9 protein-coding genes are annotated in these 14,113 nt (G+C 44.1%); all 9 read right to left on the bottom strand.

Annotated features, from left to right (window positions below; genetic code table 11):
• Positions 1-51: 51 nt before the first annotated feature.
• The 9 genes from JCM10512_RS02080 to JCM10512_RS02050 all read right to left on the bottom strand — a co-directional run bounded on the left by JCM10512_RS02080 (position 52) and on the right by JCM10512_RS02050 (position 14,002).
• A complete protein-coding gene (locus tag JCM10512_RS02080; protein WP_244436849.1) occupies positions 52-1,122 on the bottom strand; it encodes a DUF5123 domain-containing protein in 1,071 nt (356 codons plus the stop codon).
• Positions 1,055-1,675, bottom strand: coding sequence for a hypothetical protein (locus JCM10512_RS23320; protein WP_244436847.1), 621 nt, complete (start codon positions 1,673-1,675; stop codon positions 1,055-1,057). The genes JCM10512_RS02080 and JCM10512_RS23320 overlap by 68 nt, the downstream gene beginning before the upstream one ends.
• 34 nt (positions 1,676-1,709) lie before the next feature.
• Positions 1,710-2,906: a RagB/SusD family nutrient uptake outer membrane protein gene (locus JCM10512_RS23315; RefSeq protein ID WP_244436845.1), complete on the bottom strand. Its 1,197-nt coding sequence runs from the start codon at positions 2,904-2,906 to the stop codon at positions 1,710-1,712.
• 14 nt (positions 2,907-2,920) lie between these two features.
• Positions 2,921-3,598, bottom strand: a complete 678-nt coding sequence (locus tag JCM10512_RS23310; protein WP_244436844.1) for a RagB/SusD family nutrient uptake outer membrane protein — start codon at positions 3,596-3,598, stop codon at positions 2,921-2,923.
• Between the two features lie 24 nt (positions 3,599-3,622).
• Positions 3,623-6,826, bottom strand: a complete 3,204-nt coding sequence (locus JCM10512_RS02070; RefSeq protein WP_044159944.1) for a SusC/RagA family TonB-linked outer membrane protein — start codon at positions 6,824-6,826, stop codon at positions 3,623-3,625.
• 46 nt (positions 6,827-6,872) lie between these two features.
• Positions 6,873-9,287 (bottom strand): BACON domain-containing protein, encoded by a 2,415-nt coding sequence (locus JCM10512_RS21845; RefSeq protein ID WP_244436842.1) that lies wholly within the window; start codon positions 9,285-9,287, stop codon positions 6,873-6,875.
• Between the two features lie 2 nt (positions 9,288-9,289).
• On the bottom strand, positions 9,290-11,095 hold the full coding sequence (locus JCM10512_RS02060; protein ID WP_044159942.1) for a DUF5123 domain-containing protein: 1,806 nt from the start codon (positions 11,093-11,095) through the stop codon (positions 9,290-9,292).
• A 12-nt stretch (positions 11,096-11,107) separates the two neighbouring features.
• Complete coding sequence (locus tag JCM10512_RS02055) at positions 11,108-11,986, bottom strand: hypothetical protein (RefSeq protein ID WP_044159940.1); 879 nt, start codon at positions 11,984-11,986, stop codon at positions 11,108-11,110.
• A gap of 474 nt (positions 11,987-12,460) precedes the next feature.
• On the bottom strand, positions 12,461-14,002 hold the full coding sequence (locus JCM10512_RS02050; RefSeq protein WP_044159938.1) for a glycoside hydrolase family 28 protein: 1,542 nt from the start codon (positions 14,000-14,002) through the stop codon (positions 12,461-12,463).
• Positions 14,003-14,113 lie beyond the last annotated feature (111 nt).

The following is a 14,113-nucleotide window of genomic DNA, read 5'->3' as shown; positions in this document are numbered from 1 at the left end:
ATTCAAATAAACAGATGTTTTGTTATCCTGTTATTCACTTGTCTTTCTACGTTAAGGAATCCAACGAGTGTCTCCCACCTTCTTCTGTACGATGACAGACGCAGGGTCTTTGATAGTCAAATCACCATTGACCGGATTCGTGAACAGTTCTTCTGCGCCTAGGCCTAAGTCAGTCGCGTTGATTTTAGTTCCACCTAACTTATAATCCGTTGTGATGTAGTTGTCGGAGAATGTGGTCGTCGTATTGGCGCCAATCGAATAAAGATCGCCACAAGGGGATGCCAAAAGGAACTTCTCGATCACCAATTCCGATCCCACAGCAGCAGGCATGCTAATCATACGACTGTTGATACAAAAATCGTAAACAGTCACGTTCTTATACTCCAGATGGATCGGAGAAGTCATCTTCTCCGCCCAGAACAGGTTGGCGAAACTTCCCTTACCGGGTTCGAGTCCCTGATGGTCTCTACTAAATGTACAGTTCTTGAAGACCGCCCGGTCCATCGTGTCGTTGCCATCACCGGAACCCAGATAGAACGTTCCGTATGTTCCTCCTGCACGAGCACCGCATAAGTCCAATGTACAGTTTTCCATATGGAAGTCTACGATATACTTTTTATTAGTTCCCTGATGACGCCAGAATCCGCGGTTGAACTTGGTAAACGAACAATTGAAGAAGCTAACGCTTTCGAGTGTGTACGAATTACCACAGTTAAAGAAATAGTTATCGAGCACCTCTTGCTTAAATTTGAGGTTCTCAAATTCCAAACTAGCGATATAAGATCCGGATGCGATTCTCCAGGAACTGGATAAGATGATCTCTGCCATCTCGCCTTCGGTACTTCCCACCAGTTTGAACCCTTTCTTTATTTCAAACGGCGTAATCGTATACAAGGAACCCGCCGGCAAGAAATACTCCGTACCTTCCGGTATATCGGGATTCTCATTGTTTTCAGTCAGCATAACCGACAAATCGTCGTCCCAACCTACAATAATCGTTTCCAATGACGGTCCCGCTGTACGGAAAGAAACCTGGTTATATGGTTTGTCATATTTACGAGGTTTGTTCGTATCGTACACATTGGCTGCATACAATGTATTTTTCGTTAACCCGTCTATCACGCATAGCCACTGTTCTTTCTTCTTGCGTAAGATAACGAGCTACTCCTTCCAAGACTCCACCGGCAGAGGTCATAACACTGATACTGTCAGCCGGATTTCCCGGATCGACCTCCCAACGAATGGTTGCCGAATTCTCTGTTATGTCCGCTTTCGATACATCTTCTACAATCTTAGCATACGTAGGTCGAGGTTCGGTCGTTGCATTCTTATAAGTCCATTGCGAATTGTGAATGGATTGAACGGCATTCGACCGTACGCGAATATAAAATGTGGTTCCATAAGGAATGTCATCTACAAAGACATAGGGATCAGTTGTTTCAATGGTGGCGAATAAACTTTTATAATAATTGTCCAGATGAAGTTCCACCGTATACGATACAGCGTCGTTCACCTCATACCAAACCATGGCAATGGAATTACTCTTAACTTCCGGCTCGTCTAACACACGAGGTTGGAAAAGATCGTCGATCTTGGTGTACTTATCATCCTGACAAGCCGCAAAAAGTAGACTCAAAATCAGGACAGAGAGAGCTAATATTTTACTTTTTATCATAGCTTTTCTAATTTACTTTTCTACTGGTTTTAAACTAAAATCCATAATAATTCTGAATCAAACCGCGATGATCGGTTATCACTTTCGTGGGATACGGACATACATATCTCAACGGATCGGTCGGTTTAACAATCTTATCGTTTGTTACATTGATAAAACCCCGGAAGCTCCAAGATATTTCTTTAGCTGTTTCGTACTCCTGGGTTTCTTTGTTCAACACTCGCCAGGTAAGCGCATATTCCTTTTCGTCATAACCCTGCGGTTTTGCGTGAACATATTCATCAATGCCCACAATATCCAGAATCTTTCTGCCGGCATTTATCGGATCGGCAACGGATTTATAATAGATGCTGGTCGGCACATCGTCAATACCTTCCACGTGAGTACCGTAAGCCACCAGTCCCCAGTTCACCATCTCGTTGTAAAGGTCATATATCACCTTACCGAACTGATTCCAACGCGCCAGGTCATATCGACGAAGTCCTTCACCACCAAACTCCCATTTACGTTCGTTCATGATTGCTTTGAAGAACTCTTCTTCACTGTTCAGGCCACCTACATACGACTCTACTTTAGTTGTCCACACAGACGAATTGAAAGCGCGGCGACGTACTCGCTTTAAAGCTTCTTTGGCATCGTCACGTGGGCCGAAGCGTTCGTTCACAGCCTCAGCATACAGCAACAGCACATCGGCAAAGCGCATTCGTACGCTGTTAATACCCGTTCCGCTACCACTGGAAGATCCCAACGGAGATTTCATCTTGAGTTTCGACCATTTACCGGCTCCCATAGCACCAATTCCCATATCGAGTTCCTGTTCCAGGTCTTTTGTATATTTATAAGGAGCACAAGTAACATCACGTCGTAAGTCATCCTTATCGAAAGAGAAGATATACGTACCGTTGAACGTCAGATAATTCCGGGCACTTCCGTATTCATGCTTACCCTCGGCAATAGTCACCCCGATGTTATAGCCATACCGGCTTGTAGTACCTTTCAGCATGGGAATAGCAAATAGAATATCATCGTCTTTGGCTGTGTTCCAGTTGCATTCGTTCTCCCATAACCCCTCATAACTGAGTTTCAAATCATGCTTTCCTTCACTGATTACCTTACCCAGGTAGTTGATGGCCACATCATAATAGTGTTCAAAGTTATCTCCACGTTCCATGTAGCCGATGCTGGCCGGATTCTCTTTATCCGGGCGTAAGGTCCACCCACCACGATTCATAGCCAACAGGCCGATTAAGCCTGACAGTATTCGCGGGAAGCTCTTTCTACTCCGTAATCCAAATCGGCCGCATATTTCATCATTGGTTCTACAGCAATCAGGTCTTCAATCAGGAAGTCCAGAATCTGATTCCGGTCGGTTACGCCTACCAAAAACTTATCATCCGATTCTGAGGCTTTGGTATGAAACACGACATCGCCCCATACACGGACTAAATCGAGATAAAGCATAGCCCGAAGCGTCTTCGCCTCGCCATACATTTGTTTCACTTCCGCATTACCTTCACCCGTTGTCTTTGAAAACAAAGGGGAAACTTCAATACCTTCAATGATGTCATTAGTTATATTAATGGTTTTGTACATCGCATTCCAAGTATCGTTGAGTATCGTCCAGTAAGGTTTCACATCGTAACAGGCAATGTCCGAACCGGCAGAGTTAACGGTATTATTACTGAATGCGGACATCTCAACGTCGGTATTCAGGTTCAAACCGGAAGCAAAAACACTTCCATACATATTATCTTGCGTCATAGCCGAATAGACTCCTGTAAGCAGAGATTTAATCTCACTTTCCGAAGAGAGCACATAGTCGGGGGTAAAACCTGCGGGAGGTTCTACATTCAGAAAGTCATTGCAGGACGTGGTTGACAGTCCCAGACAGAGAATAGCTGAATATATTATTTTTTTATTCATAGTTCTTTTACTTTAATCATTGAGTTAGAATGTCAATTGCACACCGAATGTATAGGTACGGCTTCTCGGATAAGCATCGTTGTCGATGTTAGGCGTCAGTCCGGTAGCTATATTCACCTCCGGATCATACCCGGAGTACCCGGTAATGGTAAAGAGATTGTAGCCCGACATATAAAAACGTACCTTGTTCAATCCCGCCTTGCGAGTCCATTCCAACGGAAGTGTATATCCGAGTGTAGCTGTATTCAAACGCAAGAACGATCCGTCTTCAACGGCATACGACATCGCAATGGGACGGCCGATGGAAGTAGGGTTCCACATCGTAGCGTTCTCATTAAACTTAGCCAACGCTTCGGGATTATAACGGATTTCGTTACCCATATCGTCGAAGTTACGCCAGCGTTTGTTCGAAGCAATATCCATACTGAAGTTATTGTAGTTATTGCTTGCCCACGTAGTCATCATAACTTTGTTGGCATTGAACACGTCAAAATCGTACATATAATTAAAGAACAAACTCAGGTCGAATCCTTTGTAAGTAGCGTTCACGCCAAACCCTCCCGAAAACTTCGGAGTCGTATTTCCGATCACCTGACGGTCTTCATCGGTTATCTGATAAGGATTGGCACTGTTTTCGTTTACAGAAGTCAGCTTTTTAAACTTCGCGTTACCCGGACGGGGTGTACCCGACAACGGACTGGAATCAACAACTCCATTCTTCAGCTTCCAGGTTCTTGCCGTAGCGTCGAAAGACTCAAAATCGTTCATTGTATAGAAACCATCATTCACAAATCCGTAAATAAGTCCGCTTGTACCGCCTACACGTGCCCGATAATCATCGGTATTGAGCAGTTGGCTACCCGCCCAACCGGAAGACAAGATCCACTCAGATTCTCCACTGGATAGTTTATCAATCTTATTCTTATTATGTCCGATATTGAATGTAGCATTCAGCGTGAAGTCTTTGTTCTCGATAATGTAACCCGTCAAAGCCAATTCAATCCCGCGATTAGAGGTCTGACCCACATTCTTCAGAATCTTTGTATAGCCTGTATATCCGGGAATATCAGAAGGAACCAATAAATCTTTTACGGTATTCCAGTAAACATCTAATGATCCGCTCAGCCTTTCTCTGAAAAAGCCAAAGTCTACTCCCAGGTTACGAGTAATCGTAGTCTCCCACTTTACATCGGGGTTGTACAAATAATCGGTATTAAAGAACTTATAATAGTAACGGCTCACTTCATCCCAACCTGCCGGACGACTACTGCTTACCCCGTAATACTTGGCATAAAGATCGGATGGAATACGGTCGTTTCCTGAAGTACCATAGCTCAACCTGAGTTTTAAGTTCGAAACAACCGGGCTGTCTTTCAGGAAATCTTCATTAGACATACGCCATGCTACAGCCGCTGCCGGGAAAAGTCCCCAACGGTTGCCGGAAGCGAACTTGGTGGAACCATCGGCACGAAGCGTTAATGTAGCCAGGTATTTATCGTTATATCCGTAGTTAACACGTCCAAAGAACGAAGCGATGCGCGAAGGTGATCCGGCAGCGGAAGAGTTCTCATAAGGAGTACCTAACGACAAATTGTCGAATGCTTTCTCGGCGGTAGTGCTTTGCGGAAATCCCATCGTTTTGTATGTCTTTCCTTTGGTAGTATTGCTTTTCATTTCCTGTCCCGCCATCAAACGGAAGTCATGTACCTCATCTAGGATGAAATTATAGTTCACCACATTACTCAATTGCCATTTGGATGTTTGGCTCATTCCCCATTCGGCAACCGGCTGGTTATTCTTCTCTTTGGCCGTTTTGGTATCGGTTCCCCAGAAACGTTGGTTCTCAGTCGTACTATACTCATAGCCAAACTCTGTGCGGAAAGTTAGTCCTTTCAGAATGTTCCACGTAAGCGCCCCCGTTGTGTTGAAGGTCTTTGCAATACGCTTTTTATAGTTCTTCTCGGATTCTTGTTTTGGATTGAAGCGTATTACTTCGTCGTACTCATCCGGATCGAAGTAAGAGTTATCCGTCGGCAAAGTCATGTATTCGTCCAATCCCAATGTCGGGGCTTCGCGAAGTGCCGACAACAAACTAACACCGCTCGTACCTGCGCCATCAACGACCTTATGTACCACACGGGTACGATATTCAAGAGTAAGGAAGTTGAATAGTTTCGTATCCAGCGTCACATTGAGGTTATTCTGTTTCAACCCGTTGTTTATCATCACACTCGGCTGGTTCTGATGAATGAAAGAGAACTTGTATTTGGTTTTCTCGGTACCTCCGTTCACACTTACATCAACGTATTTAGCTACGGGATTCGTCCCAAAAATCTCATCTTGCCAATCGGTTCCTTCATCTCCCTGATAAATATAAAGTTCATTCGCTTGTCCATACTTATCATAGAATCCCGTAGGGTTGGAACTCTTCTGCCGGGCATTTTCATACTGCATCAATACATACTCGTAGGGATACATCACATCCAATCGATTCGAAAGGGTTTTGGTTTGCAAATAAGCATTCACATTGACACTAACGCGTCCTTCGGTAGGTCTTTTGGTCGTAACGATAATAACACCATTCGCACCACGTGCACCATAAATAGCGGTAGAAGCAGCATCTTTCAATACTTCAATCGACTCGACATCGGTAGGAGGAATATCGTTCAAGCTATTCACTTCGAAACCATCTACCAGAATAAGCGGAGCATTGTCTTGTGTGATAGATCCTCCACCACGAACCAGAATCTTGATTTCCGCATCCGGCGAACCATCGACGGAAGTAATCTGTACGCCCGGAAGCTTACCAACCATCGCTTCGGCAACAGAAGCGGTCGGTACTTTCTCCAAAACCTTTCCGGATACACTGGCCACGGCACCTGTCAGGTTACCTCTTTTCTGCGTACCATAACCAATCACGACCACGTCGTCCAACTGACCGACGGCTTCGGTCAGCTTAATATGTACCGTTGTGCGCCCTTTCAACGCTTCTTTCATTTCATTCATTCCGACATAGCTGACAATCAGCACGTCCTTGTTCACATCCGGAACTTTCACGGTGAACTTTCCGTCTAAATCAGTAGCGGTACCAATCTTCGTTCCTTGTACCATCACTGTAGCCCCGATTACCGGGCCATAGTTATCGGTCACGGTTCCGGTTACGTTTTGTGCAAAACCACTAATCGCAACCAGCAACAGGGCAAAAACACTTATGATAAATTTATTCATTCTAATTATTCTTTAAGTTACTTCTTTTTAAACAGCTAACTTGTCTCTATTTAATAACTCCACCCTTGTTCTGGGCGTGAACGATGTGTTGAACCAGGTTGTGGAGATATACCTCCAAATTGGAATAACGAGTGCTCAGGCTATACGTAGCCGCATCATTCGGATTCTCTTTATCCAATCCGTACGCCTCTTCCCAGATATCGGGAATACCGTCTCCATCCGAATCTTTCCACCCGTCGATCGCCGTACCTTCAACAGCCAACTCCGGCCATGCACTTGCGGCTCCTGCCGGCTTCACATCCGTAGGAAGGTCGATCAGTCCGGGAGCGTTTTGTGCATCCGCCGTCACACTGCCGATATACGTAGCCGTTCCGGTCTTCGTTTCCAAAGCGATACGTGTATCAATGATGTCACGCTGTTTGGAACAACCTGCATAATCCACCACCAAGTCAAAAGCCTGCTGCGCGGAGTGCGTGGTAATCTGCCCGGTTGCCAAAGGAGCAGACAAGTGCATGGATGCTTTCACCTCTTCGGTAAAAGTATCATCGCATTTCGAATTGTCTATTTGCTCATACATCCCCTTAGTCCAGTTATCAGCCGTAGCTTCCGCATTGCCATCGAGCACATTGCCTTCCACAAAGAAAGTTCCCCATTTGTGCATCATCGGATACCATACATTAGGCGTTCCATCCTCGTTGTGACAATAGGCATACGTTCGTACGCCGATACCAGCGATGCGATAGCGAACCGATTTATTCTGAGGAGTGGCAGGCCCGGGTTTATAATAGTTGTTCACAATATTCACATTCATACCTTCACCCCCATAGCAACCGTTTCCAGCCCAATTATAGAACACATTATTTCGCATATCCATATATTCATTCTCTTGAGTCTTAGGACGAGGACCCAGCCGAGGAACGCGGCTCTCATGATGAGCCAATAAGTTGTGATGGTAAGAGACATTCGTGCCTCCCCAGTTTCCACCGTAACCGTGCTTTCCTTTACCATGTCCTGCCGTACGCAAGCTTTCGGACGCAATACACCACTGGATGGTCAAGTTCTCTCCGCCATATACCGACAGGCATTCGTCTATACTCCAACTGATGGAGCAATGGTCTACAATGACATTCGTATTCTCCATACCGCCCAATCCGTCGGGTTCACCACCTCCTTCGTTACCCACACGGAAGCGCAAATAACGGAGTATAATGTTGTCGGAAGCAAGGATTACCGGATAGCGAGCGATACAGATTCCCTGTCCCGGTGCTGTTTGTCCGGCAATGGTCAGGTTGCCACGGCTAATCTTCAAATCACTGTTCAGGAAGATTGTGCCTGCTACATCAAATACAATAGTACGTGCGTCACGCTGATTGACGGCATAGCGTAAAGTTCCCGCCTGATCGCCATCTTCGAGCGTAGTGACGTGATACACTTTCCCACCTCGACCACCGGTAGTAATCCGTCCGAATCCTTCGGCACCGGGGAAAGCCAGCAAAGTATTTGCGTCGTCTCCTATGCTCATGTTCGGTTTACCATATTGAAAAACGTCTACGGTTTCTACCAAAGTCACATTCCGTACTTTGATTTTAGCCGCTCTCGGCAAGTCTTGTGTATTATCGGCAACAGTCAAAACTATTTGCGAAGTAGTGGATGCTTCCTGATCCCAAACAATCCAGGTAGCATCTGTTTCAATGCTATACTGACTACCTGCTATACCACCCAAATCAACGGGAATGGCTAATGTATTGTACCGATAAGGAAGTGCGTATTCTGTATGCTTCAAGGTCAGAGAGGCTTCTGATTTCTCTTGAGTCACTTCGATTGTTTTACTCAAGGAATAATCTCCAACCGCTTTGAATGTAAGAACAGCCGTTCTTTCCACATCATTGTTCGGAGCTATCTTAAACTGACATGCTGTGCTCACAAATGCCCTCGACAAAGGGTCAATCCGTTCCACCCAACTATCAGCCTCATCAATCACGACTTCCCAGTTTACATTCGAAACGACTGTTACCAAAAGTTCCCCTCCTGCGTAACCAATCTTCTCGGTAGAGTAATCGAGCAAGATATCCGGATCTCCTCCCAGTTGTTCCACCGAAATCTCTTTTTCGATGGTGCCAGTTGCGGACGATTGCGCTACTTTAATTTTACCGTCTCGCTTCTCTCCTTGTGTATTGTCGGTAAAGATAAGACGGAGGTCACCGCTGCCGTTACCGGTTGAGCGGGAAATGCTCAACCAGTCATTGCCATCTGTTACAGATGCGTTCCACTCACCGGTAGCTGTTACCGAAACGGTGAATGTACCTTCTACATTCGAGAGCTTCACCGTCTCTTTAGACAGTTCCAAGGTATTCGCAACCAGTGCCTCATCGGTGTCATCTGACGAGCTACATGCCCAAAATACACAACACGATAGTAATATGATGAGCTGTTTTTTCATATGCTGATTCTTCATTTTCATGATTATTTAATCCAGTGAGGGTCACCTATTCTCTTTGTATACACTTCCGAAGTTTTATCTTTGATTGTCAGATCGCCTGAAACGAAATCAACAAAGAGTTCTTCTTTCGTAACGGAAGCGATAGGTTCTTCTCCACCATCGACTCCCCAGTTTGATAAGACGTAATCACTCGTCCGATAATTGTCGGAGAAGTCTTTCACAGCCTTCTTATCCAGATACATCCATCTGCCCTTTCCGGCTTCGGAAATGCCTGAGAATAAGTTATTCTTCAGCACAAGAGTTATATTCTCCATTTTATCCGCTCGTAAATCGAAGAAAGTGATAGAGGTATTCCCCGAACGTACAAACGTACAGTTCTCCAAGTTCACAGTAATATTGTCTGTTTGCCCTCTGGTACCTTCAATCAGTGTTTTCACATATTTGGTACCCGGTGAATGAAGCGTAGAATGTTTCATCTCGATATTCCGGATCGGATTACCATCGGTCATCGTGATGAAAGGATAGTTCCGGTCATTGTTTTGAAAGTTCATAATCCGGCAATTATCAATAACCAACCGATCGACAGCGTGTGCACCTAATGCGTTTTTCGCGTCATCTTGCAAGAAGGAACGATTCAAACCGTTGATGGAACATTTACTGAATGTCAAATTATCGACATTAAACAATGAAGTGACAGAGAAACGGAATAAGTAATCATCGGTAGGCTGAATGTCTATTCCCTCGAAACGGATGGTGCTTATATCACCGGTAATATCGGCATTGCCCATATTCAAACTGGCACGTTCCTGTTTCTTACCCGGTTCCTGACCGAGAATCGATAAGTCCTTGCGTATCGTTAAGCGTCCCAGATTATACACAGTTCCTGCTTTCAAGAAAAGCTTGAGTTCGCTCACCTGCGGATCATCAAACAGCGTATTGCACACAGTTTCCAGATTATCAGACGGAGCTACATAGGTATATCCTTCGGGAACTTCGATCGGTGCTTCAGGAGTAACCACTTCTTCGCTCCATCCCTCAGGTAGAATCGTAACCGTGTAATCCTGAATAATAGGATGTTCGGTATCATTCAACTGAAAATCAATCTGGGTAATAGCATTCGGTACAATAGTAAATGTGCCTTCCATCGGTTTGGATTGCACCACATTCCCGTCTTTATCCAGATAATCAATCTGTATGCTTACAGACTCACCCAATGACTCTGTTTCAAAAATCACAAAGTCGTCGGTATAGTTCACGCCACCGGAATTCGTATCTTTACTACGAGTAAGTTCAAGCGGAGATTTAACATAAGTAGCATCCGCCAGACGATAGCCGGAGATGGGAGTAGTTACAATAGCACGTACGGTTGCATAACTTTTATCAGCTTTCTTATCCGTTGCTTTCAGACGCAGTGTACCGGTACGGTTATACATACGAATACTCAGTGGACTGTCGAACGGCGAATTGTATTCAACCGGAGCAGAGATTTCGTATTTCATCTTCGCTGCCGGGTCTTGCCAGATAATCACATCACTCAAGTTCTTCGGACAAGGTATCGAGTCCGGTTGCAGAGTCGATAGGATTTTATATTTCCCATTAGGTAACTGAAAACGATAGTGAGACGTATAATTAGCGAAATACTCCCCGTTCTCTTTATAAATAAAAAGAGGTTTCGTACTGATTCCCACATTCAAAGACCACGCTTCATCATTCAGGAATATCTCAATATTCCGAACGACGGAAGTCTCATATTTATTATCCTCAGAGCATGCAAGCACACTGAACAGAACGGAGAATCCCGCTAAAAAGTATAATATATTTCTTTTCATAAGGTTCTATAATTAAAAATCACATTCTTCAATAACTAGCTTCCGACTGATATCGGTTCTCATTTTCATAGAGCGAACTTGGTCAAAAGGATATTTCAAATAACTTTCGTCCAGAATAGGCATCTTGACAATCGTACGCTTGGAAACCTGAAACGTTATGTTCGTATCCAATGCACGCTTGGTACGGTTTACCTCAACGCCTGCTTTCTTATAAATGACATCAACGCCTGTCAAGTCCTTGCCTTCTGTTGAGAAGGAGTAAACAGAAGCTTGAAAGCCTGCGCCCAATCCTGCACTGACAGTTACATTCCCTTGAATACATGCTCCGCTATTCACTTTATAACCAATCCCTACATTACTAAAGACCAGATTCATAGCATCGAACTGAGTAATAGCAGCAATTTCTGCCCCGGTTTCCAAGGGTTGAAATGTAGCCTGTCCCACCGCTCTTTTTAACTCTAGGTTCACTTGGCTGACCGTCCGGTCGGACATAAACTCGGCGACCGGAGAGATAAAGACCTCTTTTTGTGCCTGTTCGTCTTGGTATACCACCACTTTTGAAAGGCTATCCGTATCTTCGAGGTGACCGGCATTGGCTACAGCGAAAGTTTGAAGTTTCTCACCAAGTGGGACATCAACCTTTAAGTTGCCATTGTTTAACGGCAGATTCTTCCCAAAGACCAGGGAGTCTTTCAGATATACATAAATACCGATTTCGGTTATTCCGTGCTCGGCAAAGGTTTCAAGACTTGCCCGACTCAGTGCGAAGCCAACTGATTGTGTTTCGGGCCCATTGGATAGTTTATCCGGTTTCCACTCATCATCCATGTGCTGAGAGCACGAGCATAGAAGCAGAAACAAAGCAAAAAATAGATTTACTGGATGTTTCATAAATATTAGTTTATATAATTTATTGATATCATTTCGATGGTAGGGTTACCATAGATGTTTGGAAGTAAATCTGCCGCGGGCAGACTTTGGACAATAAAGGATTGATTCATGTTTTTCATACTCGTTTTTACATTAAAATATTAAATCGCAGGCAAACGCTTGATTTTCATCAATGCAAAAATGAGCAAACCTCATCGATAGTAAGAGTAACATTTGGCATAAAAGGGGGACGATACCGACTGAAGCCTCTGCAACACCCTGTAGCGCATTTCGTAGGAGACAAATCATAAATAGCTGCCTACCTTTTGTAGAAAGAAAGTAATCCGAAGTTTATGAAGAAAAGGTAAAGTGAAAAGAAATATAGAGCAGAAATCCGGATAATCCTTGTGATTAGCTCCTTGTTTTCTACTCTATATTCCAAACAGGATAGTATGGGAAAACAGACAATTTCTGTAAATTAAGTTAGCTGTTATATTATTTTTTTAAAGCCTTATTCCAGAAGTTTGTACCTTCCACTACCTGACTATCTTTGGCCGTGAAGAATGCTTTGACAGGGGCAAACTGATAGCAGTTACCAAGAAAAGCCTCATCAACTTCTTCAAACGTAATAACGGGTTGCTCGAACAAAGCTCCTTTCGAAGATACATTATTTAAGATCAACTGACTGCATTTGCTAAACTCCCAAGGAGACCCTTTCGTCGATGTAAAATCAACATTATGGAAACGAATATCCTGTGCCGTATCGATAATAAAACCTATTTCAGCCTTCATATTCATATTGGAGAAGGACAAATCCTGTACCGGCATCTCTTCAATACCTTTAATATATCCGATTTGCTTAATATCCGTTCCAGTAATATTGCTTAGGTGTATATTCCTAAAAATCGGTGTTTGCTCGGTTACAGGTTCCGGTTTGGAAAGTTTGTCATAGAACAGATCGAATATAAACGCATTCTGACGGATATTCTTCATCACAATGTTGTCAACCCGGATGTCTTCAACCACACCCCCGCGTCCTCGTGAAGACTTTAAGCGAATGCCGGCATCTGTACCATCAAACACACAATTGGAGATAACAACACGTTTCACCCCACCGGACATTTCACTACCAATCACGACTCCCCCATGCCCGGAAAGCATAACGCAATTCGTTATGGTTATATTCTCACAAGCCCTTCCATGTCTACGTCCATCCTCGTCACGACCGGATTTTATGGTAATGCAATCGTCGCCCACGCTGATAAAGCAATCGGATATACGCACATTACGGCACGAAGACGGGTTAATCCCGTCCGTATTGGGACCTTTCGGATTCTCGGATGGATTATTGATTGTTACTCCATGTACAACCACGTTGTCACAAAACTCCGGATTGATAGTCCAATAAGGTGAATTGATAATCTTAACGTTCTCGATCAGAATGTTACTGCATTCGAAGAACTGAATAAAAGGTGGCCGAAACATCCGGCGTTCTAAAGACGGTTTATAATACTCGGATATGCGCAAATCCTTATTCGCATCCACCCACATCTGCTGGAGTTTATTTAACGAAGGTAGTTTCCCTCCATTGTTCTTAATAAGTTCACGAGTCGCATACTCCCATTCCCACCATTTGAAACCATTTCCGTCCAATGTCCCGCGTCCGGTAATTGTTATGTTGTCAGCCCCGTTTGCATAGATCAACGGAGATAATGATTTCATTACGGTACCTTCCCAACGCATGGTAACAAATGGTAAATAATCTTCAAAACGATCGGAAAAGCGTAAAACGGCCCCGGACTCCAAATGCAAGGTGATGTTGCTTTGCATCCGGATTGATGCGGTTAAGTAAGTTCCGGCCGAAAAGTAAATGGTTCCACCTCCTTCGGATGAGGCTTGTTCGATGGTCTGATTGATTAAGGCGGTACAGGGTTTTGTCCCTTTATCATCGGCACCCAACTGTTTCATATCAAATGTGCGGGCCCCTACCCCAATCCCTAAAAGTAGTCCGGTCATACAAACTAAAAGACGTTTCATAAAATATTAGTTTTTTTATATTTATAGTAATAGTATAAGATAGCGACAAATATAGACATTTGGAATCAAATAGGCGGGAGACTATTTGAGCGTAATCAGGAGCATAGGGGG

Origin of the sequence: Bacteroides reticulotermitis JCM 10512, from assembly GCF_000517545.1 — a bacterium.
GTDB classification, from domain to species: domain Bacteria; phylum Bacteroidota; class Bacteroidia; order Bacteroidales; family Bacteroidaceae; genus Bacteroides; species Bacteroides reticulotermitis.
This window is presented reverse-complemented; position numbering and strand designations above follow the sequence as displayed.